This window comes from Mycobacterium adipatum (assembly GCF_001644575.1).
Taxonomy (GTDB): domain Bacteria; phylum Actinomycetota; class Actinomycetes; order Mycobacteriales; family Mycobacteriaceae; genus Mycobacterium; species Mycobacterium adipatum.
Window position 1 is genome coordinate 1,883,396 of the sequence record NZ_CP015596.1, and the last position, 19,940, is coordinate 1,903,335.

Here is a 19,940-nt window from a genome sequence, read left to right on the forward strand (position 1 = left end):
CACAATGAGCTACGTGGCAGCGACGACTTTGGACGGTAAGTCCACCCGCGACGAAATTCTCGACGACCTCAAGGACCGGGTGGCCAAACTGGCGACGGCCGGCCGCACCCCAGGGCTGGGCACCATCCTGGTCGGCGACGACCCCGGATCGCAGGCCTATGTGCGAGGCAAGCACGCCGACTGCGCCAAGGTCGGGATCAACTCGATCCGCCGCGATCTGCCCGCCGACATCAGCCAGGCCACCCTCGACGAGACGATCGACGAGCTCAACGCCAACCCGGACTGCACCGGCTACATCGTGCAGTTGCCGCTACCCAAGCACCTGGACGAGAACGCCGCGCTGGAACGCATCGACCCGGACAAGGACGCCGACGGGCTGCATCCCACCAATCTGGGTCGGCTGGTGCTCGGCAAAGAGGCTCCGCTGCCCTGCACGCCGCGCGGCATCGTGCACCTGCTGCGCCGCTTCGAGGTACCGATCGCCGGTGCGCACGTGGTCGTCATCGGTCGAGGGGTGACCGTCGGCCGCCCGCTGGGCCTGCTACTCACCCGCCGCTCGGAGAACGCGACCGTCACGTTGTGTCACACCGGAACCCGGGATCTCGCCGCGTTGACCCGGCAGGCCGACATCATCGTCGCCGCGGTCGGGGTGCCCTATATGGTCACCGCCGACATGGTGAAGCCCGGCGCTGCCGTCGTCGACGTGGGCGTCAGCCGGGTCGAGGGCAAGCTCACCGGGGACGTGGCGCCCGACGTCTGGGACGTGGCCGGATATGTGTCGCCGAACCCGGGCGGGGTGGGCCCGCTGACGCGCGCGTTCCTGCTGACCAACGTGGTGGAGCGAGCCGAACGTGACTAGCTCTTGACGCCGAAGGCGTTCGCCCGCAAGATCTTTGCCGGCCAGTGGCCGATCCTGCTGGTCGGCCTGATCCTCGTCGCCGCACTGGGGCTGGTGATCGCCGGGTACTGGCGTCGCGGTGCGCTGGTCATCGGGATTGCCGTGGGCGTGGCCGCCGCGCTGCGCCTCGCGCTCACCGATGAGCGCGCCGGCCTGCTGGTGATCCGTTCCCGCCCAATAGATTTCGTGACAACCGCGACGGTGAGCGCGACGATGCTCTACATCGCGTGGACCATCGACCCGCTCGGTACGTCCTGAATCACGGTTGCTCGGATCGGGCCTGCGGCCCCAGCGTCACGCCCGTGGCGATCATCGCGACGGCCGAGCCCAGATGCAGCCAGTTGTCGGCGGTGTTGACGGGCAGGACATTCCACGGCCCGTGGTGGTCGACGGCCAGTCCGTAGAGCCACAGCACTGCGTACCCGGCACCGCCCCACAGCAGGTACGCCGTGGCGGACGACGACGACCGGGCGAACACCAGCCCGGCGATCCCGAAGGCCAGGTGCACCAGATTGTGCAGCACCGAGACGGCGAACACTCCGAGCAGCAGGGCCCCCGAGCGGTGACCGGCCCACCCCAACTCCTCGAAACCACTGGTGATGCCCGGGATGAAACCGGCGAGCCCGAACAGCAGGAACACCGTGCCGATCACCATCGCGGCAATCTGCACGATCGGGGCAGCACCGCCGGCCTCGGCAAGACGGTCTCGGTCACGCCTGGACATCGCGGGCCTCTCGTCGTTCACCGGGTAGTACCCACTCGGCGTACCGATTATGCCGCGCGGGGCCCGGCCCGTCCGGTCAACGCAAGGTGGCCCGGATCCCCACGGTGATGTAGGGCAGCGCCAATCCGGTGCTGTTGGCCAGCGCAGGATGGGTGGCCAACAGCTCGCGCACCCGCTCCAGGGTGCGGGTGCGTACCTCGGCGGGCGAGGTGATGCAGTAGCTGCGGGAGGCCACCAGGTCGATGAGCGCCTGCGGGGTGAGGTAGTTCGTCCACTCCACCTGGCTGCGTTGCACATCGGTGAACGGCGCGGCCGGGGTCACCTCGTCGTTGAGCGGGTCGTGCTCGTGGCCGATGATGTTGCCGAGATCCTTGACCCAGCCCAACCGTTCGTCGCGGATGTTCCACACCAGACCGAGCCGGCCGCCGGGGCGCAGCACCCTGGCGATCTCGTCGGCCGCGCGCTGCGGATCAAACCAATGCCACGCCTGGGCCACCACCACCGCGTCGACGCTGTCGTCCGGCAGCGGGATCTCCTCGGCGGTCCCGAGCAGTGCCGGGGTGTCCGGCAGCGACCGGCTGAGCACCTCCAGCATCTCCGCGATGGGGTCCACGGCCACCACATCGAGGCCGCGTTCGACGAGCCGAACGGTCAGCTTGCCGGTCCCGGCACCCAGGTCGAGCACCCGCTGCGCCCCGGTCGGCAGCAGCCAATCGATGGCCTCCGGTGGGTAGGACGGCCGGCCCCGCTCGTAGGCGGCGGCCTCCTCGCCGAACGACAGCGACCGCTGGCGATCCGACCGGCTCACCGGGACGCGATCTCCAGCGTCTGCCGGATCAGCGGTGCCACCGCCTCGGTCTCGACCAGGAATCCGTCGTGCCCGTAGATCGAGTCGACGACCTGGAGTCCGGCACAGCCAGGCAGCAGATCGGCCAGCTCCTGCTGCTGACGCAGCGGGTAGAGCCGGTCGCTCGTGATACCCGCGACCAGTACCGGTACCGGGCACCCGGTCAGTGCGGCCTGCACGCCACCGCGGCCGCGGCCGACGTCATGGCTGCTCAGTGCGTCGGTGAGCGCCACATAGGTGCCGGCGTCGAAACGGGATACCAGCTTGCCGCCCTGATGTTCCAGGTAGCTCTGCACGGCGTAGCGGCCACCGGTGGTGGGATCCTCGTCGCCCTGGGCGAGGTTGGCGAACCGCGAATCCAGTTCGGCCTCGCCGCGGTAGGTGAGGTGCGCAATGCGTCGCGCGATCTCCAGTCCGGCCGCCGGGACGCGGCCCGTGCCGTAGTAGTCGCCGCCATTCCAGTTCGGGTCGGCCTTGATCGCGGCAACCTGGGTGCTCTGGGTGCCGATCTGATCGGCGGTGGCACGCGCACCGACCGCGAGGATCAGCCCGGCGCGCACAGTGTCGGGGTGTCCGACAACCCATTCCAACGCCCGTGCCCCGCCCATCGAACCGCCGATCACCGCGGCCACCTGGCTGACCCCGAGCGCGGCCAGCGCGGCCAGGTCGGCGTTGACCTGATCGCGGATGGTGATCGCCGGGAACCGCGAGCCCCAGGGCTTACCGTCAGGTGCGATCGAACTGGGGCCGGTGGAGCCTCGGCAGCCGCCGAGGGCGTTGGTGGCGATGGCGCACCAGCGGTCGGTGTCGATCGTCGCCCCCGGCCCGGCGACGCCGTCCCACCAGCCCGGTGTCGGATGGTCGGGGCCGGCCGGGCCGGTGATGTGCGAATCGCCGGTCAGTGCGTGCAGCACCATGACGACGTTGTCGCGTTGCGGGTTCAGCTCGCCCCAACGTTGCACCGCGATGGACACATCGTCGAGGACCACGCCGCTTTCCAGTGTCAGGGAGCCGATGTGGACGACCCCGATGTCACCCTCTGCGGGCAGCGTGGCGGGCACGTCGCTCAGTATGTCGAAGATGGTCATGGGGCCCGCTCACACCGACGCGACACGCTGGCCGGCGACCGCCTTGGCCGCGGCGAACCCCTGGTCCAGGTCGGCCAGGATGTCGTCGATCCCCTCGATACCCACCGCCAGGCGTACCAGCCCGGGGGTGACACCGGTGCTCAACTGCTCCTCGGCACTCAGCTGGGCGTGGGTGGTGGACGCGGGGTGGATGACAAGCGACCGCACGTCCCCGATATTGGCGACGTGGCTGTGCAGGGTCAGCGCGTTCACGAAGGCCTTGCCGGCCTCGATGCCGCCGGCGAGTTCGAAGGCCAACACCGCGCCGGTGCCCTTGGGGGCGATCGTGCGGCCCAGCTCATACCACGGTGAGGTGGGCAGGCCGGCGTAGTTCACCGAGACGACGTCCTCATGCCCATAGAGGTACTCGGCGACCCGCTGGGCATTGGCGACGTGCCGTTCGACCCGCAACGACAGCGTCTCCAGGCCCTGGGCGATGAGGAAGGCATTGAACGGTGCCAGTGCCGACCCCAGGTCGCGCAGCAACTGCACGCGGGCCTTGAGCGCAAAGGCGGGCGGGCCGAGTGCGGAGAACACCACGCCGTGATAGCTCGGGTCCGGCTCGGTGAAGCCGGGGTGGCGGCCCTGGGTCCAGTCGAAGTTGCCACTGTCGACGATGACCCCGGCGATCGCCGAGCCGTGTCCACCGAGGTACTTGGTGGCCGAGTGCACCACGATGTCGGCGCCGTGCGCGATCGGCTGGATCAGATAGGGGGTGGCGATGGTGTTGTCGACGATCAGCGGGATGCCGTGTGCGTGGGCCACGCCCGAGACGCCGGGGATGTCGAGGACGTCGATCTGCGGGTTGGAGATGGTCTCCGCGAAGAACGCCTTGGTGTTGGGCCGGATCGCCGCACGCCAGGTGTCCAGGTCATCGGGGTTCTCCACGAAGCTGACCTCGATACCGAGCTTGGGCAGCGTGTAGTGGAAAAGGTTGTAGGTGCCGCCGTAGAGCCGCGGGCTGGACACGATGTGGTCGCCGGCGCCGGCCAGGTTCAGGATCGCGAACGTCTCGGCGGCCTGCCCCGAGGACAGGAACAGCGCCGCGACACCGCCCTCCAAGGCGGCCACCCGCTGCTCGACGACATCGGTGGTCGGATTCATGATCCGGGTGTAGATGTTGCCGGGCTCGGCCAGCCCGAACAGCGCGGCGGCATGGTCGGTGTCGCGGAACGTGTACGACGTCGTCTGGTAGATCGGCAGTGCGCGGGCGTTGGTGGCCGCGTCCGGCGTCTGGCCGGCGTGGATCTGCTTGGTCTCGAACGACCAGTCCTGTGCCGGGGTGCTGTTCTCCGGGTTGCTCTTGTCTGGGGTGCTCATCGAAAACGAACCTCCATCCGTGTCTGGGGGTCCGTCCGTCAGTACGGACCCGCGCTTGCCGGCAGTCGCCATTCGACCGCTCAACCTGGTCTTCACCCGGAGCACCCCACCGCGGTTGGAGGGTTGCCGGCCAGCAAGCCGGGGCTAGATGCTGGCACTCATGACCGATACGAAGCGTAGCTGACGACATTGACCCGATGCCACCTGGTTGTCGGCGCCGACCGGCGGCGCAAAAAGCTACTGGTCGGTAGCCAAAGCTGACCCCTCGTGCCCGGATCGGCCCTTGTAGTGTTGCCGGTGAGGGCAGACCGGGACCGCCATCACAACGGTTGCGGAACGCCCGCAGGTGCGGGTCTCGCCGCTGTCGGACACCCCCGGCAGGGCCGATTCCCGCTGCAACTGAACGATATTGAGGCCGGGAGAACATATGAGCGCCGAGCAGCCGACCATCATCTACACGTTGACAGACGAGGCACCGCTGCTGGCGACCTACGCCTTCCTGCCGATCATCCAGACCTTCGCGGGTGCGGCCGGCATCGACGTCAAGACCAGTGATATCTCCGTCGCGGCACGCATCCTCGCCGAGTTCGGCGATTACCTCAGCGACGAGCAGAAGGTGCCCGACAACCTGGCCGCACTCGGGGAGCTGACCCAGGACCCGAGCGCCAACATCATCAAGCTGCCCAATATCAGCGCGTCGGTGCCACAGCTGCTGGCCGCCATCAAGGAGCTGAAGGCCAAGGGCTACGACCTGCCCGACTTCCCGGGTGACCCGAAGACCGACGAGGAAAAAGCGATCCGTCAGCGCTACGGCAAGATCCTGGGCAGCGCGGTGAACCCGGTGCTGCGCGAGGGCAACTCGGATCGCCGTGCACCCAAGGCGGTCAAGGAGTACGCCCGCAAGCACCCGCACAGCATGGGCGAGTGGTCACAGGCGTCGCGCACCCACGTCGCGACCATGAAGACCGGCGACTTCTACCACGGTGAGAAGTCCATGACGCTGGACAAGGCCCGCAACGTCCGTATGGAGCTGGTCACCGCCGCCGGCCCGACCGTCGTGCTCAAGCCCGAGGTCAAGCTCGACGAGGGCGATGTCATCGACAGCATGTACATGAGTAAGAAGGCGCTCATCGCGTTCTACGAGGAGCAGATCGAGGATGCCTACAAGACCGGCGTGATGTTCTCGCTGCACGTCAAGGCCACCATGATGAAGGTCAGCCACCCCATCGTGTTCGGCCACGCGGTCAAGGTGTTCTACAAGGACGCCTTCGCCAAGCACGGCAAGCTCTTCGACGAGCTGGGCGTCAACGTCAACAACGGCCTTTCCGATCTGTACGACAAGATCGAGGCGCTGCCGGCCAGCCAGCGCGAGGAGATCATCAACGATCTGCACGCCTGCCACGAGCACCGCCCGGAACTGGCCATGGTCGACTCGGCCAAGGGCATCTCGAACTTCCACTCGCCGTCCGACGTCATCGTCGACGCCTCGATGCCGGCGATGATCCGCCTCGGCGGCAAGATGTACGGCGCCGACGGCCGCACCAAGGACACCAAGGCGGTCAACCCGGAGTCGACCTTCTCCCGGATGTATCAGGAGGTCATCAACTTCTGTAAGACGCACGGCCAGTTCGACCCGACCACCATGGGCACCGTGCCGAACGTCGGCCTGATGGCGCAGAAGGCCGAGGAGTACGGGAGCCACGACAAGACCTTCGAGATCCCCGAGCCCGGCTACGCGCGGATCGTCGACAACGACTCGGGCGAGGTGCTGCTGAGCCAGCAGGTCGAGGAGGGCGACATCTGGCGCATGCCGATCGTCAAGGACGCCCCGATCCGGGACTGGGTCAAGCTGGCCGTCACCCGGGCCCGGCTGTCCGGAATGCCGGTGGTGTTCTGGCTCGACGACGAGCGCCCGCACGAGAACGAGCTGCGCAAGAAGGTCAAGACCTACCTGGGCGAGCACGACACCGAGGGCCTGGAGATCACCATCCTGCCGCAGGTGTGGGCCATGCGGTACACCCTCGAGCGGCTGATCCGCGGCCAGGACACCATCTCGGCCACCGGCAACATCCTGCGCGACTACCTCACCGACCTGTTCCCGATCCTGGAGCTGGGCACCAGCGCCAAGATGCTCTCGGTCGTGCCGCTGATGGCCGGTGGCGGGCTGTACGAGACCGGGGCGGGCGGCTCGGCGCCCAAGCACGTCAGCCAGCTGATCGAGGAGAACCACCTGCGCTGGGATTCGCTCGGTGAGTTCCTCGCCATCGGCGCCAGCCTGGAGGATCTGGGCAACAAGACCGACAACGCGAAGGCCAAGGTGCTCGCCGACACGCTGGACAGCGCCGTCGGAAAACTCTTGGACGAGAACAAGTCTCCGTCGCGCAAGACCGGTGAGCTGGACAACCGGGGCAGTCAGTTCTACCTGTCGCTGTACTGGGCGCAGGCCCTCGCGGCGCAGTCCGAGGACAAGGAACTGGCCGAGTACTTCGCCCCGCTGGCCAAGAAGCTGGCCGACAACGAGCAGACCATCGTCGCCGAGCTCAACGCGGTCCAGGGTGCGCACGCCGAGATCGGCGGGTACTACTACCCGGACCCGGAGAAGACGGCTGCGGTGATGCGGCCGTCCAAGACGTTCAACGCCACGCTGGAGGCCGCCAACGGCTGAGCGCCGCGCTCAGGTACCGAGCTCGCGCTCGCGCTCGGGTTCGGTGTGCCGGTCGACGAACTCGGCGATCAGCTCGGTGACCAGTCCGGGGGCTTCCAGCATCGGAATGTGGCCGACGCCCGGTAACCGGGTCACCGTGGCCTCGGTCGGCAGGTTCTCGATGAAGTACCTGGTCCCGCGCGGGGACGGGAACACCCGGTCCTTCTCACACAGCACCAAATGGGTGGGGACGCCGACACCGGCCAACTCCAGCAGGCCGGGCAGCCGCAGCGTCTTGACGAGCAGCTGCACATAGGCGGTGCAGTGGGTGGCGTCCTCGACGAGGGCGACCAGGTCCGCGCGGCTGGGGCCGTCGGCCGGTCCGCTGACCGGCAAGGTGGCGATGCGCGTCCCGAATGGAAGGTCCAGAATGCGCGGGCCGAGCAGCCGGGCGGCGATCAGCGCCGGGCCACCGAGCAGGAATTTGAGCACGGTTTCGTACTTGGTGAGCGAGTGCTGACGCCATCCGCCGGCCGGTGCGATGGCGGTCAGGGTGCGGGAGCGCCCGCGACGTTCCAGTTCGAAGGCGACCCACCCGCCCAGCGAATTGCCCACGATATGGGCTGTGTCCCAGCCGATCTGATCCATCCGGCGCTCGATGTCGTCGACCAGCGCGGCGGTGTCCAACAGCCAGGTTCCGGCGCGGGCGCCGCCGTGGTGGCCGATCATGGTGGGTGCGAGCACCTCGAAGCGCCCGGTGTCGCTGAGTTGGCCGGCCACGGTGCGCCAGACGTTCTGCGAGCACAGGAACGGGTGCAGCATGAGTATCGGTTCACCCGATCCGCGGTGAATGGGTGCGTACTGGGTCATGGTGCCCGACAGTATGGCGGTACCGCCGGTACCGCAAGGCTCGCTTGTCATACGGGTCCACTAGGGTCGTCCACCGTGATCGTCACCACCGTCAATGTCAACGGCATCCGCGCAGCGGTCAAACAACGATCCGCCGAGAACCTCGGGCTGCTGCCGTGGCTGAAGACCAGCCCGGCCGACGTCGTCTGCCTGCAGGAGACCCGCGCCGACGACGAACAGCTCGCCGAGGCACTCGCGCCGGCCCTGGCCGACGGCTGGCATCTGGCCGCGGCCGAGCCGCATGTCAAGGGCCGCAACGGCGTTGCGGTGCTGTCCCGCACCCCGTTCGACGCGGTGCGCATCGGCTCCGGAGCCGAGGAGTTCGCCGAGCACGGTCGCTACATCGAGGTGGACACCGCGGGTGCGACGGTGGCCAGCGTGTACCTGCCCACGGGTGAGGCCGAGACGGAACGCCAGCTGGAAAAGGAACGCTTCATGGCCGCGGTCGAGAAGCGGATGGCCGAGATGCTCGCGCGCGGCGGCGACGCGGTGCTGTGCGGTGACTGGAACATCGCGCACACCGAGAGCGATATCAAGGCCTGGAAGGCCAATGTCAAGAAAGCCGGGTTCCTGCCCGCCGAGCGACAGTGGGTGACCGGCCTGCTGGACGCCGGCTGGGTCGACGTGGTGCGCCGGCTACACCCGGATGTGGCCGGCCCGTACAGCTGGTGGTCGTGGCGCGGCAAGGCCTTCGACAACGACGCGGGCTGGCGCATCGACTACCACCTGGCCACGCCCGGCCTCGCCGCCCGCGCGGTGTCGGCGCGGGTGGAGCGCGCCGAGCTGTACGCGTTGCGCTGGTCCGATCACGCCCCGGTGACCGTCGAGTTCAGCTGACCGGGCACGGTGCGCCGGGGGAGGCCCGCAGCGCTCCGTCGGCACCGTCGATGGCGGCGCGCACCGCCTCCAGCACCCGCGGATCCCAGGTCATACCGGTCTCCCAGGGAAGCCCGGCCAGGTCGGAGACGAAGATGCTGTGGGTGTCGTCGAAGGTGAGGCAGCGCCGGTGTGGCAGCACCCGGTCACTGATGTCGGTGGCCAGCGCGCTGGAGGTTGCGACGAGGCCGTCGTTGGGCCACACGGCCGGGTTCGGTGCCGCCGAGCCTGCCGGCGCGGTGAAGCGGTTGCCGCCGATCAGGGTGACCGGGATCCCGTCGAGCACACCGGCCTGATATTCGTTCCAGCCGTCCGGACCCATCAGGTAGGCCTGGTTCACCTCGCGCCCCGATCCGGCCATCAGTCGCTGGACCTCGGCTTTCATATCGTCCATCGCCGCTGCGCAGAAGGCGTCTCCGAGGCAATCGTTTTTGCCGAGGATGTCGTTGGCATAGTCGGACAGGTAGGACCCCTGCCACGGGGTGCCCAGGGTGGTCAGCGACCGGATCCGGATCGGGGAGTCCAGGCCCTGCAGCACCCGGATCGCCGCGCGTGAATACAGCCCGCCCATGGAGTGGCCGACGATGTCGATCTCGTCCACCCCGTAGGCGGTGTGCAAGTGGTCGAAGAAGCGGGCCAGGTGTTCGCCCGCGGTGTCGATGCTGCCGGTCGAGTTGACGGTCATGTTCTCCGGCAAGGTGATCGGACAGTCCCCGAAGGCGCCGAAACCGTCTTGATCGAGGACCGGGCCGCGACCGGCCATCGCCGGGGAGGTGTAGACGGTGTGGCCGTGCTCGAGCAGGTAGCTGCGCAGGGCGGTGTCGGTGTTGCCCGCCGCCAACCCCGATGCGCAGGCCGCAGTGGGGGTGGTGAACGGGCTGGTGGCGTTTCCGCCCGACACGATCACCACCGCACGTGAGTCCGATTGTGGTGCGGCGTAGGCGATTTGGGTGCTCATCACGATGCCGACGATAAGGATCAGCGACAGAACTGGCAAACGGGACACGACGCCTCCGGCTATTTGACGACTGCGTAAACGATAGCGGCCGCGCTGAAGAATGCACGCATGACAAAATCGAGTCATCATGAGTGACTCCCGCAGCGCCGGCCGCCAGGTCGTGTTTTCCGGCGCACAGCCCACCTCGGATTCCCTGCATCTCGGCAACGCGCTCGGTGCGGTCAACCAGTGGGTCAGCCTGCAAAACGACTACGACGCGTATTTCTGCGTGGTGGATCTGCACGCCATCACCGTCCCGCAGGACCCGCAGGTGTTGCGGAAACGCACCCTGGTGACCGCCGCGCAGTACCTCGCGCTGGGGGTCGATCCGGCGAAGGCGACCATCTTCGTCCAGAGCCACGTGCCCGCCCACACGCAACTGGCATGGGTGCTCGGATGTTTCACCGGCTTCGGGCAGGCGTCGCGGATGACCCAGTTCAAGGACAAGTCGCAGAAGCAGGGCGCCGAGGCGACCACCGTCGGACTGTTCACCTACCCGGTGCTGATGGCCGCCGACATCCTGCTCTATGACACCGACCTGGTCCCGGTGGGCGAGGACCAGCGCCAGCACCTGGAACTGAGCCGGGACCTGGCCGAGCGGGTCAACGCCGGTCTCCCTGGAACCTTCGTCGTCCCCGAGGCGATCATCCCCAAGGCGACGGCCAAGATCTACGACCTGCAGGACCCGACGGCCAAGATGAGCAAGTCCGCCACCAGTGACGCCGGGTTGATCAGCCTGCTGGAGGATCCGAAGAAGACCGCCAAGAAGATCCGGTCGGCCGTCACCGACAGTGAGCGTGAGATCCGCTTCGACCGGGAGGCCAAGCCGGGGGTGTCCAACCTGCTGACCATCCAGTCCGCAGTCACCGGTACCGATATCGACACCTTGGTGGCCGGTTACGCCGGACGCGGGTACGGCGATCTCAAGACCGAAACCGCGGATGCCGTGGTCGATTTCGTCACGCCGATCAAGGCACGTGTCGACGAACTGCTCGATGACCCGACCGAACTGCAGGCGGTGCTGGCCACCGGGGCCGCGCGCGCCGACCGGGTGGCTTCAGCGACGCTGCAGCGGGTATATGACCGAATGGGATTCTTGTCGCCGACACGTTGACAGCCCGGAAAGGGATCACCGATGGCCGACCGCGAAGCGGTATCGACAGCCCCGTCCGAGCCGGACGCACCAGGTGTGATGGATCGGTTGCGCCTCCGATTCGCCTGGTTCAACCGCATCATGGTGGCGCAGGACCGGTACAACGCCTGCAAGGGCGACTTCTATGCCGCCGGCATCACGTACTTCACCATCTTCGCGTTGTTCCCGCTGCTCATGGTCGGGTTCTCCATCGGCGGGTTCGTGCTGGCCAACCAGCCCGATCTGATGACAGAGGTCGAGGAGCGCATCCGCTCCAGCGTCTCGGGCGACCTCGGGACCCAACTCGTGGAGTTGATGGATTCGGCGATCGACTCGCGCGGCACGGTCGGTGTCATCGGGCTGTTCACCGCGGCGTGGGCCGGCCTTGGCTGGATGGCCAACCTGCGTGAAGCGCTGAGCCAGATGTGGGAGCAGCGGCACGAGCCCGGCGGATTCGTGGCGACCAAGCTGTCGGATCTGCTGGCACTGGTCTCGGCGTTCGTGGCGCTGGTGCTGACCATCGGCCTGACCGCACTGAGCAAAGAGTCACCGATGACGACGGTGCTGAGTTGGTTCGGGCTGCAGGATGTCCCGGGTCTCAGCGTCGGACTGCAGGTGGCGTCCTGGGCGTTCTCACTCGTGATCTCGTGGCTGCTGTTCACCTGGATCATCGCCCGGCTGCCGCGCGAGTCGGTCAGCTTCCGCAGCTCACTGCGCGCCGGGTTGCTCGCGGCCGTGGGATTCGAGGTCTTCAAGCAGGTGGCCTCCATCTATCTGCGCTCGGTGGTGACCGGACCGGCCGGGGCGACCTTCGGTCCGGTGCTGGGCCTGATGGTGTTCGCCTACATCACCGCCCGACTGATCCTGTTCGCGACGGCCTGGGCGGCGACCGCACCGGAGAACCTGGCCGCGATGCCGATCGAGCCGCCCGGCCCGGTCCGGATCAGCCCGCGGATCGAGGTCCGTGAGGGCATCGGGATATCCGGCGCGGCCGCAAGTTTCGCCGCCGGTGCGCTCGGCGCGCTCGGGCTGTCCCGGCTGCTGCGCGCGCGGCGCTGACCTGTGGGTAGCGTGCCACGGGTGGCTCTGGTGACTCCCTGGTGTGCGTCGGTGGGAATCCGGGTGCCCGTGGTGAACGCCCCGATGGGTGGCGCCGCCGGCGGGCGGCTCGCGGCCGCGGTCTCGCGCGCCGGTGGGCTGGGCATGATCGGTATGGGCTCGGCCGCGACCGGCGAGGCGCTGCGCCACGAACTCGCCGAACTCGGTGACACCGGTCGGCCGTTCGGGATCGGGTTGGTGCACTGGGTGATGAGCGAGCGGCCCGACCTGTTGGAGGTGGCGCTGGCCGCCCGGCCGGCACTGCTGTCGGTGAGTTTCGGGGACGACTGGGGGTGGGTGCAGGACGCGCGTGCCGCCGGAGTGAGCGTCGCGACACAGGTCGCGACCGTCGAGGACGCCGTCCGCGCAGTCGAGGCCGGGGTGGACGTCGTGGTGGCCCGCGGCGCGGAGGGCGGCGGTCACGGGAAACCCGTGATGGGCACCCTGCCGCTGCTGACCGGCGTGCTCGATGCGGTCGACGTCCCGGTGCTGGCCGCCGGTGGCATCGCGTCGCCGCGCGGGGTGGCGGCGGTGCTGGCGGCCGGCGCCTCCGGTGCCTGGGTGGGCACGCTGTTCGCCGCCTGCCACGAGGCCCTGACCACGCCCGAGGCCCGTGCCGAACTGCTCGCCGGATCGGCGACAGAACTGACGTCAGAGCACGACATCGCAGCCGGATACCGTTGGCCGCCCGGCATTCCGGAGCGGGTACTGCGCGGATCCCCGGTGAACGCCGGACAGGGTGTTGGCCAGCTGAGCGCTCAGCCCGGCGCCGGCGAACTCGTCGCGCAGCTGGGCGACGGCGCGGCCGCGTTGCTGGGGCGCTGGGCGGCTCAGGCGCGCTGACGGTTCATCGACCGCGCGGCCATGATGAGGGCGAGGACGATGATGACGCCGACGAAGCCGACGCCGACGCGCACCGGCAGGGCATCGGCGCTCGGGAGCGCGGTGGCGGCCACCGCCGTCGGATCCGGTGCGGCCTTGGGTTCTGGGGCGTTCAGGGACGGGTCGGGTTCGATGAGCGTGCCGACCTTGGTGCCCGGCGGTGTCGCGAAACCGTAGTCGAGTAGCCGGGCGGCCTGTTCCCACGGCGCGATCGGCACCCGGGTGCCCTTGAGCAGGACCGCCACCAGTCGACGGCCGTCCCGCTCCGCGGCGCCGACGAAGGTCTGCCCGGCGTCGTCGGTGTACCCGGTCTTGCCGCCGAGCGCGCCCGGGTAGTTGGCCAGCAGCTTGACGTCGTTCTCCAGCTCGTAGGTGGGCCAGTTGTACTTCTGGGTGGCCACGATCTTCGCGAACGTGTCGTTCTGGAAGGCGTATCGGTAGAACAGGCCGATGTCGTAGGCCGAGGTGCTCATCCCCGGCCCGTCCAGACCCGACGGTGTCGCGGCGCGGGTGTCGCGGGCGCCGAGCTTGCGGGCCAGGTTGTTGATCTTCTGCAGGGCGGTGTCCATTCCGCCGAGCTGGGCGGCCAGCGCGTGGGCGGCGTCGTTGCCGGACACCATCAGTAGGCCGTGCAGCAGATCGCTGACGGTGTAGCGCTCGCCGTTCTTCACACCGACGCTGCTGCCCTCGGCGTTCTCGTCGGCCTCGCTGCCGGTCACCACGCGGTTGATCGGCAGCTCCTGGATCGACTGCATGGCGACCAGAACCTTGATGACGCTGGCGGGGCGGTGCCGACCGTGCGGATCCCTGGCGGCGATGATGTCGCCGGTATCCAGATCGGCGACCAGCCACGCCTCGGCCGACACGTCACCGGGCACCGGCGGAGTGTCCGGCGCCGTGATGACTCCGCACCCACTGAGCGCGTCCCCGCCGAGTGCGGTGGCGGGCACCGGCAGCGGCTGTGGCGGCGGTCCGGCCTTGGGCACTTCGGAGTCATCGACCGCCGGCGGCGTGCTCACCCGGTACGGGCAGGGGTCCGCACCCGGATCCGCGCCGGCGGCCGGCGCTGCGAGGAGCCCGGGGCCGGTCAGCATCAAGGCCGCGGTGACCACACAAGCCACTCGGCGTAACGAAACGAAGGAAGCCATCGTCTGTGCAGACTAGGAGACCGCAAGCCGATTCCCGGGTCGCCACGCTGTGGCTGATGTGACTTGTGTGGTTACTGAGGTTGTGTTCTCAGAGTCGGCGGCCGGCCTCGGACAGCACGTTGTGCAGGATGTCGTAGATGGCGTCGAACTCGGCCTGCCCGCTGATCAGCGGCGGAGCCAGCTGCACCACCGGGTCGCCACGGTCATCGGCGCGGCAGTACAGCCCGGCCTCCCACAGTGCCGGCGTCAGATATCCGCGCAGCAGGCGCTCGGACTCCTCGTCGTTGAACGTCTCCTTGGTCGCCTTGTCCTTGACCAGTTCGATCCCGTAGAAGAAGCCCTCGCCGCGGACGTCGCCGACAATCGGCAGGTCGTAGAGCTTCTCCAGGGTGGCCCGGAAAACCGGGGCATTCTGCTTGACGTGGGCGTTGATGCCCTCACGCTCGAAGATGTCCAGGTTGGCCAGCGCGACCGCCGAGGACACCGGGTGCCCGCCGAAGGTATAGCCGTGCCCGAACACGGTGGAACCGTCGTTGAACGGCTCGAACAGCCGGTCGCTGGCGATCATGGCGCCGAGCGGTGAGTAGCCCGACGTCAAACCCTTTGCGCTGGTGATGATGTCGGGTACGTAACCGAAATCGTCGCAGGCGAACATCGAACCGATGCGGCCGTAGGCGCAGATCACCTCGTCGGAGACCAGCAGCACGTCGTACTCGTCACAGATCTCGCGGACCCGCTCGAAATACCCGGGCGGCGGCGGGAAGCAGCCGCCGGCGTTCTGCACGGGCTCCAGGAAGACCGCGGCGACGGTGTCGGGGCCCTCGTACTCGATGGCCTCGGCGATCCGGTCGGCGCAGTAGCGGCCCCAGGCCTTGGGGTCGGTGCTGAACTGCTCGGGAGCCCGGTAGAAATTCGTGTTGGGTACCCGGAAACCGCCGGGCGTCGGCGGGTCGAAAGGTGCCTTGAACGCCGGGATCCCGGTGATCGCCAGGGCGCCCTGCGGGGTTCCGTGATAGGCGATGGACCGCGAAATCACCTTGTACTTGCCCGGCTTGCCGGTCAATTTGAAGAACTGCTTGGCCAGCTTCCAGGCGCTCTCCACGGCCTCGCCGCCACCGGTGGTGAAGAACACCCGGTTCAGGTCGCCCGGCGCGTAATTGGCCACGCGCTCGGCCAATTCGATCGCCGAGGGCGTGGCATAGGACCACAGTGGGAAGAACGCCAGCTGCTCGGCCTGTCTGGCCGCCGCCGCGGCCAGTTCTTCACGGCCGTGCCCGACCTGGACCACGAACAGCCCGCTCAGGCCGTCGATATAGCTGTTGCCCTTGTCGTCGAAGATTCGGGTGCCCTCGCCGCGGGTGATGATCGGCGGGGTGATGCCCTTGCCGTGGCGGGCGAAATGCCCCCACAGGTGCCGGTTGGCTTTTGCTGCCAGATCGCCTGTCGTGGTCTGGTCGGTTTCAGAAACGATGGTCATCGTGTGCCCCAATTGTATTGCTGTTTAACGAGTTTGAGATAGACGAGGGTTTCGGTGGCTATCACTCCTGGCACGGCGCGGATTTTGGTGTTGAGCAGGTCGAGGAGGTCGCCGTCGTCCTCGCAGACGACCTCGACGATGGCGTCGAACGTCCCGGCGGTGAGCACCACATAGTCCACCGACTCCAGTGCGGCCAGCTTCTCGGCGACCTTGGTGGTGTCGCCGGTGCAGCGGATGCCGATCATGGCTTGGCGGGCGAAACCGAGTTGCATGGGGTCGGTGACGGCCACGATCTGCATGACCCCGGCGTCGACCATGCGTTGCACCCGCTGGCGCACGGCGGCCTCGGATAGACCTACGGCCTTGCCGATTCCGGCGTAGGAGCGTCGGCCGTCGGCCTGCAGCTTCTCGATGATGGCCTTCGAGAGCTCGTCGAGCTGGAATGCGGCGCCGGGGCGGGAGTGGCTGATTCGCAGGGACACAGCGGACGCGCCGGGCTGGGAATCCGGGTTCGACATGTCACGATTGTGCACGGAATCCGTCGTTACAAGCAACTAATTCCATGAAATCAGCCGTTCGACATGCCGCAGATTGTCGTAATGCGTAGGCTTGAGCTCTGTGAGTGCAACCCATATTCCCGGCAGCTGGATCAACGGAGCCGCCGTGCCGACCGGCGGTGCGCCCTTCGAGGTCATCAACCCCGCCACCGGTGCGGTGGTGGCGACCTACGCGTTGGCGACCCCCGCCGATGTCGATGCCGCGGTGGCAGCCGCGCGTGCCGCCCAGCCGGGATGGGCCGCCGCAACCCCCGCCGATCGGGCCGGGGTGCTGTTCGAACTGGCCGAGTTGATGGCCGCCGAAGCCGACACCTTCATTGCCGAGGAGGTGGCCCAGTGCGGTAAGCCGGTGCGGCTGGCCACCGAATTCGACGTGCCGGGCAGCATCGACAACGTGTTGTTCTTTGCGGGCGCGGCAAGGCATCTGGAGGGCAAGGCCAGCGCCGAGTACTCCGCCGATCACACCTCCAGCATCCGGCGTGGCGCGGTGGGCGTCGTCGCGACGATCACGCCATGGAACTACCCGCTGCAGATGGCGGTGTGGAAGGTCATCCCGGCGCTGGCCGCCGGTTGCGCCGTGGTCATCAAACCGGCCGAGATCACCCCGCTGACCACCCTGACCTTGGCCCGGGTGGCCACGGCTGCCGGTCTGCCCGACGGGGTGCTCAATGTCGTCACCGGCTCCGGCGCCGATGTCGGTACGGCACTGGCCGGGCACCGCGATGTCGACGTCGTCACGTTCACCGGCTCGACCGGGGTGGGCCGCAAGGTGATGGCGGCCGCCGCCGTGCACGGTCACCGCACCCAACTGGAACTCGGCGGCAAGGCGCCCTTCGTGGTGTTCGAGGACGCCGATCTGGACGCCGCCATCCAGGGCGCGGTCGCCGGCGCCCTGATCAACTCGGGCCAGGACTGTACGGCCGCCACCCGGGCCATCGTGGCGCGCGACCTCTACGACGACTTCGTCGCCGGTGTCGGTGAGGTGATGGGCAAGATCGTCGTCGGGGATCCGCACGATCCGGACACCGATCTGGGGCCGCTGAGCTCCTTCGCGCATCGGGAGAAGGTGGCGGCCATGGTGTCTCGCGCCCCGGAGCAGGGTGGTCGGATCGTCACCGGGGGTGTCAGCCCGGACCTGCCGGGTGCGTTCTACCGGCCGACGTTGATCGCCGACGTGGCAGAGGATTCCGAGATCTACCGCGACGAGGTGTTCGGTCCGGTGCTCACCGTGCGCTCCTTCACCGACGATGACGACGCGCTGCGTCAAGCCAATGACACCGTCTACGGCCTGGCGGCCTCGGCGTGGACCCGCGACGTCTACCGCGCGCAGCGGGCCTCCCGGGAGATCGATGCCGGTTGTGTGTGGATCAACGACCACATCCCGATCATCTCCGAGATGCCGCACGGCGGGGTCGGGGCCTCGGGCTTCGGCAAGGATATGAGCGACTACTCCTTCGAGGAGTATCTGACCATCAAGCATGTGATGAGCGATATCACCGGGGTGGCCGAGAAAGACTGGCACCGAACCATCTTCGCCAAGCGCTAAACCCTGCGATTTGTGGAGTTTTAGCCGGAACCATTCCGGCTAAAACTCCACAAATCGCGAGGGGAGGGCTAGCGGTCGGCGCGCTGGTAGGCCGTGACGACGGCCGCGCCGCCGAGTCCGATGTTGTGCTGCAGCGCGGCACTGACATTGTCGACCTGCCGCTTGTCGGCGGTACCGCGCAGCTGCCAGGTCAGCTCGGCGCACTGGGCCAGGCCCGTCGCGCCGAGTGGATGGCCCTTGGAGATCAGCCCGCCGGACGGGTTGACCACCCAGCGTCCGCCGTAGGTGGTGTCCTCGTTGTCGATCAGGGCCGGGGCTTCACCCGGGCCGCACAGACCCAGCGCCTCGTAGAGCAGCAGCTCGTTGGCGGAGAAGCAGTCGTGCAGCTCGATCACCTGGAAGTCCTCGGGGCCCAGTCCGGACTGCGTGTAAACCTGTTGTGCGGCCTGAACATTCATGTCGTAGCCGATGATGTTGGCGGCGCTGCCGTCGAAGGTGGACTCGAAGTCGGTGGTCATCGCCTGGCCGACGATCTCGACGGCCTGCTCGGCCAGCCCGTGCTTGTCCACGAAGGCCTCGCTGACCACGATCGCCGCACCGGACCCGTCCGAGGTCGGCGAGCACTGCAGTTTGGTCAGCGGGTCGGAGATCATCTTGGCGCCCAGGATGTCGTCGAGGGTGTACTCGTCCTGGAACTGCGCGTACGGATTGTTCACCGAATGCTTGTGGTTCTTGTAGCCGATCTTCGCGAAATGTTCTGCGGTGGTGCCGTATTTCTTCATGTGCTCGCGACCCGCCGCACCGAACATCCAGGGCGCCACCGGGAAGGCGAACTCGTCGATCTCGGCCAGCGCCTTCACATGCCTGCCCAGCGGTGACTCGCGGTCATCGGCGCCCCCGCCGAGCGAGCCCGGCTGCATCTTCTCGAAGCCCAGCGCGATCACGCAGTCGGCCAGGCCGCCCCGGATCGACTGCGCGGCAAGATAGAGCGCCGTGGACCCGGTGGAACAGTTGTTGTTGACGTTGACGATCGGGATCCCGGTCATGCCGAGCTCGTAGAGCGCGCGCTGGCCCGAGGTGGAATCACCGGAACAGTATCCGACGTAGCCCTGCTGAACCTGCCGGTATTCGATACCGGCGTCGGCGAGTGCCTTGGTGCCCGACTCGTTGGCCATCTGCGGGTAATCCCAGCCCTCACGCCGGCCCGGCTTCTCGAATTTCGTCATACCCACTCCGACGACGAATACCCGGTTCGGCATGTCCTGCCCCTTTCGCTGCGCTGCGGTAGAGGCTCAACATAACCCGCGCGCCCTCAGCCGAACGCGCCGGTGTGTTGCGGGCAGTAGTAGCCGATCGACATGACGATGAACGCCGCGGCCTGGCGGGTGTTCAGGTCGGTGTGTTCCAGGATGTCCAGACCGATATCGGTGGCCTCGACACCGGAGTTCAGCTCGGTGCACACTTCGTGCGCGTTGGCGATGACCTCGACGGCAGACTCGTAGGCGATGCCCTCGTAGCGGATATCGGACAGGAACGCCGCATCGTCGGCCGAGGTGATCGCGCTCGCGGTGCCGGTCCCCAGCGATCCCGCGGCCAGGCCGATGGTGCCGGCGACCAGGGCGAGACCGGCCGACTGGACCAGGCGCTGTGCTGCGAACATCGTTTCTCCCCTGTGATCGTCAGGCCCGGTCTGATCCGGGCGTGACATCAGGGTCCAACGACGGTCTTGGCGGATTCTTGGGACGCGCTTGGTGCGGC

The 19,940-nt window shown here is 67.8% G+C and carries 19 protein-coding genes and 1 riboswitch; of the genes, 8 read left to right on the forward strand and 11 right to left on the reverse strand.

From position 1 onward, the window contains the following. Positions 1-13 precede the first annotated feature (13 nt). Together A7U43_RS08990 and A7U43_RS08995 are read left to right on the forward strand one after the other, a co-directional pair. Positions 14-859, forward strand: coding sequence for a bifunctional methylenetetrahydrofolate dehydrogenase/methenyltetrahydrofolate cyclohydrolase (locus tag A7U43_RS08990; protein WP_068002244.1), 846 nt, complete (start codon positions 14-16; stop codon positions 857-859). Between the two features lie 3 nt (positions 860-862). Then, positions 863-1,156, forward strand: a complete 294-nt coding sequence (locus A7U43_RS08995; protein ID WP_067993730.1) for a DUF3017 domain-containing protein — start codon at positions 863-865, stop codon at positions 1,154-1,156. 1 nt (position 1,157) lies between these two features. Here the strand turns inward: A7U43_RS08995 and A7U43_RS09000 are convergent, their stop codons facing one another. The 4 genes from A7U43_RS09000 to A7U43_RS09015 all read right to left on the reverse strand — a co-directional run bounded on the left by A7U43_RS09000 (position 1,158) and on the right by A7U43_RS09015 (position 4,916). After that, positions 1,158-1,622 carry a DUF4383 domain-containing protein gene (locus A7U43_RS09000; RefSeq protein ID WP_068002247.1) on the reverse strand — a complete coding sequence of 155 codons (465 nt, stop codon included), beginning with the start codon at positions 1,620-1,622 and terminating at the stop codon, positions 1,158-1,160. A gap of 76 nt (positions 1,623-1,698) precedes the next feature. Beyond that, positions 1,699-2,430, reverse strand: a complete 732-nt coding sequence (locus A7U43_RS09005; protein WP_067993733.1) for a class I SAM-dependent methyltransferase — start codon at positions 2,428-2,430, stop codon at positions 1,699-1,701. Then, the gene (gene metX, locus A7U43_RS09010; protein ID WP_067993735.1) at positions 2,427-3,557 is read right to left on the reverse strand and encodes a homoserine O-acetyltransferase MetX; all 1,131 of its coding nucleotides are present in this window, start codon (positions 3,555-3,557) and stop codon (positions 2,427-2,429) included. Before metX ends, A7U43_RS09005 begins: the two co-directional genes overlap by 4 nt. 9 nt (positions 3,558-3,566) lie before the next feature. Then, complete coding sequence (locus tag A7U43_RS09015; protein WP_067993738.1) at positions 3,567-4,916, reverse strand: bifunctional o-acetylhomoserine/o-acetylserine sulfhydrylase; 1,350 nt, start codon at positions 4,914-4,916, stop codon at positions 3,567-3,569. Between the two features lie 46 nt (positions 4,917-4,962). Beyond that, a riboswitch (SAM riboswitch) is annotated at positions 4,963-5,082 on the reverse strand. 261 nt (positions 5,083-5,343) lie between these two features. Between A7U43_RS09015 and A7U43_RS09020 the strand changes: the two genes are divergently transcribed. Next, positions 5,344-7,581, forward strand: a complete 2,238-nt coding sequence (locus A7U43_RS09020; protein ID WP_067993742.1) for an NADP-dependent isocitrate dehydrogenase — start codon at positions 5,344-5,346, stop codon at positions 7,579-7,581. Between the two features lie 9 nt (positions 7,582-7,590). Here the strand turns inward: A7U43_RS09020 and A7U43_RS09025 are convergent, their stop codons facing one another. Continuing rightward, complete coding sequence (locus A7U43_RS09025; protein ID WP_067993745.1) at positions 7,591-8,430, reverse strand: alpha/beta fold hydrolase; 840 nt, start codon at positions 8,428-8,430, stop codon at positions 7,591-7,593. Positions 8,431-8,505: 75 nt separating this feature from the next. On the opposite strand from A7U43_RS09025, the gene A7U43_RS09030 reads away from it, so the two are divergent. Beyond that, on the forward strand, positions 8,506-9,306 hold the full coding sequence (locus A7U43_RS09030; RefSeq protein ID WP_067993748.1) for an exodeoxyribonuclease III: 801 nt from the start codon (positions 8,506-8,508) through the stop codon (positions 9,304-9,306). On the opposite strand, the gene A7U43_RS09035 is transcribed toward A7U43_RS09030, so the two are convergent. Beyond that, positions 9,299-10,303 carry an esterase/lipase family protein gene (locus A7U43_RS09035; protein WP_068002252.1) on the reverse strand — a complete coding sequence of 335 codons (1,005 nt, stop codon included), beginning with the start codon at positions 10,301-10,303 and terminating at the stop codon, positions 9,299-9,301. The genes A7U43_RS09030 and A7U43_RS09035 overlap by 8 nt on opposite strands. A 127-nt stretch (positions 10,304-10,430) precedes the next feature. On the opposite strand from A7U43_RS09035, the gene trpS reads away from it, so the two are divergent. The 3 genes from trpS to A7U43_RS09050 are packed head-to-tail and all read left to right on the forward strand — an operon-like array spanning position 10,431 to position 13,415. Further along, complete coding sequence (trpS, locus tag A7U43_RS09040) at positions 10,431-11,456, forward strand: tryptophan--tRNA ligase (RefSeq protein WP_067993750.1); 1,026 nt, start codon at positions 10,431-10,433, stop codon at positions 11,454-11,456. 21 nt (positions 11,457-11,477) lie between these two features. Beyond that, positions 11,478-12,533 carry an inner membrane protein YhjD gene (gene yhjD, locus A7U43_RS09045; RefSeq protein ID WP_067993753.1) on the forward strand — a complete coding sequence of 352 codons (1,056 nt, stop codon included), beginning with the start codon at positions 11,478-11,480 and terminating at the stop codon, positions 12,531-12,533. A 21-nt stretch (positions 12,534-12,554) separates the two neighbouring features. Next, positions 12,555-13,415, forward strand: coding sequence for a nitronate monooxygenase (locus A7U43_RS09050; RefSeq protein WP_067993756.1), 861 nt, complete (start codon positions 12,555-12,557; stop codon positions 13,413-13,415). On the opposite strand, the gene A7U43_RS09055 is transcribed toward A7U43_RS09050, so the two are convergent. From A7U43_RS09055 to A7U43_RS09065, 3 genes are all read right to left on the reverse strand, one after another. Then, on the reverse strand, positions 13,403-14,602 hold the full coding sequence (locus A7U43_RS09055; protein WP_067993759.1) for a D-alanyl-D-alanine carboxypeptidase family protein: 1,200 nt from the start codon (positions 14,600-14,602) through the stop codon (positions 13,403-13,405). The two genes, A7U43_RS09050 and A7U43_RS09055, sit on opposite strands and share 13 nt — an antisense overlap. Before the next feature lie 88 nt (positions 14,603-14,690). Continuing rightward, positions 14,691-16,079 (reverse strand): aspartate aminotransferase family protein, encoded by a 1,389-nt coding sequence (locus tag A7U43_RS09060; protein ID WP_067993762.1) that lies wholly within the window; start codon positions 16,077-16,079, stop codon positions 14,691-14,693. After that, entirely contained in the window at positions 16,076-16,597 is a 522-nt protein-coding gene (locus A7U43_RS09065) for an Lrp/AsnC family transcriptional regulator (RefSeq protein WP_067993765.1), read from the reverse strand. The genes A7U43_RS09060 and A7U43_RS09065 overlap by 4 nt, the downstream gene beginning before the upstream one ends. 100 nt (positions 16,598-16,697) lie before the next feature. Between A7U43_RS09065 and A7U43_RS09070 the strand changes: the two genes are divergently transcribed. After that, on the forward strand, positions 16,698-18,182 hold the full coding sequence (locus tag A7U43_RS09070) for a gamma-aminobutyraldehyde dehydrogenase (RefSeq protein ID WP_411289600.1): 1,485 nt from the start codon (positions 16,698-16,700) through the stop codon (positions 18,180-18,182). A gap of 68 nt (positions 18,183-18,250) precedes the next feature. On the opposite strand, the gene A7U43_RS09075 is transcribed toward A7U43_RS09070, so the two are convergent. Both A7U43_RS09075 and A7U43_RS09080 read right to left on the reverse strand, forming a co-directional pair. After that, positions 18,251-19,441 (reverse strand): lipid-transfer protein, encoded by a 1,191-nt coding sequence (locus tag A7U43_RS09075; RefSeq protein WP_067993770.1) that lies wholly within the window; start codon positions 19,439-19,441, stop codon positions 18,251-18,253. 53 nt (positions 19,442-19,494) lie between these two features. Continuing rightward, a complete protein-coding gene (locus A7U43_RS09080; RefSeq protein WP_067993773.1) occupies positions 19,495-19,842 on the reverse strand; it encodes a DUF732 domain-containing protein in 348 nt (115 codons plus the stop codon). Between the last annotated feature and the right edge of the window lie 98 nt (positions 19,843-19,940).

What these genes read in the sequence shown, in the direction of transcription:
- A7U43_RS09000 (WP_068002247.1), bottom strand. Translation starts at nt 1,622, where the DNA reads ATGTCCAGGCGTGACCGAGACCGTCTTGCCGAGGCCGGCGGTGCTGCC.
- metX (WP_067993735.1), bottom strand. Translation starts at nt 3,557, where the DNA reads ATGACCATCTTCGACATACTGAGCGACGTGCCCGCCACGCTGCCCGCA.
- A7U43_RS09015 (WP_067993738.1), bottom strand. Translation starts at nt 4,916, where the DNA reads ATGAGCACCCCAGACAAGAGCAACCCGGAGAACAGCACCCCGGCACAG.
- A7U43_RS09020 (WP_067993742.1), top strand. Translation starts at nt 5,344, where the DNA reads ATGAGCGCCGAGCAGCCGACCATCATCTACACGTTGACAGACGAGGCA.
- A7U43_RS09025 (WP_067993745.1), bottom strand. Translation starts at nt 8,430, where the DNA reads ATGACCCAGTACGCACCCATTCACCGCGGATCGGGTGAACCGATACTC.
- A7U43_RS09035 (WP_068002252.1), bottom strand. Translation starts at nt 10,303, where the DNA reads ATGAGCACCCAAATCGCCTACGCCGCACCACAATCGGACTCACGTGCG.
- trpS (WP_067993750.1), top strand. Translation starts at nt 10,431, where the DNA reads ATGAGTGACTCCCGCAGCGCCGGCCGCCAGGTCGTGTTTTCCGGCGCA.
- yhjD (WP_067993753.1), top strand. Translation starts at nt 11,478, where the DNA reads ATGGCCGACCGCGAAGCGGTATCGACAGCCCCGTCCGAGCCGGACGCA.
- A7U43_RS09055 (WP_067993759.1), bottom strand. Translation starts at nt 14,602, where the DNA reads ATGGCTTCCTTCGTTTCGTTACGCCGAGTGGCTTGTGTGGTCACCGCG.
- A7U43_RS09060 (WP_067993762.1), bottom strand. Translation starts at nt 16,079, where the DNA reads ATGACCATCGTTTCTGAAACCGACCAGACCACGACAGGCGATCTGGCA.
- A7U43_RS09065 (WP_067993765.1), bottom strand. Translation starts at nt 16,597, where the DNA reads ATGTCGAACCCGGATTCCCAGCCCGGCGCGTCCGCTGTGTCCCTGCGA.
- A7U43_RS09075 (WP_067993770.1), bottom strand. Translation starts at nt 19,441, where the DNA reads ATGCCGAACCGGGTATTCGTCGTCGGAGTGGGTATGACGAAATTCGAG.
- A7U43_RS09080 (WP_067993773.1), bottom strand. Translation starts at nt 19,842, where the DNA reads ATGTTCGCAGCACAGCGCCTGGTCCAGTCGGCCGGTCTCGCCCTGGTC.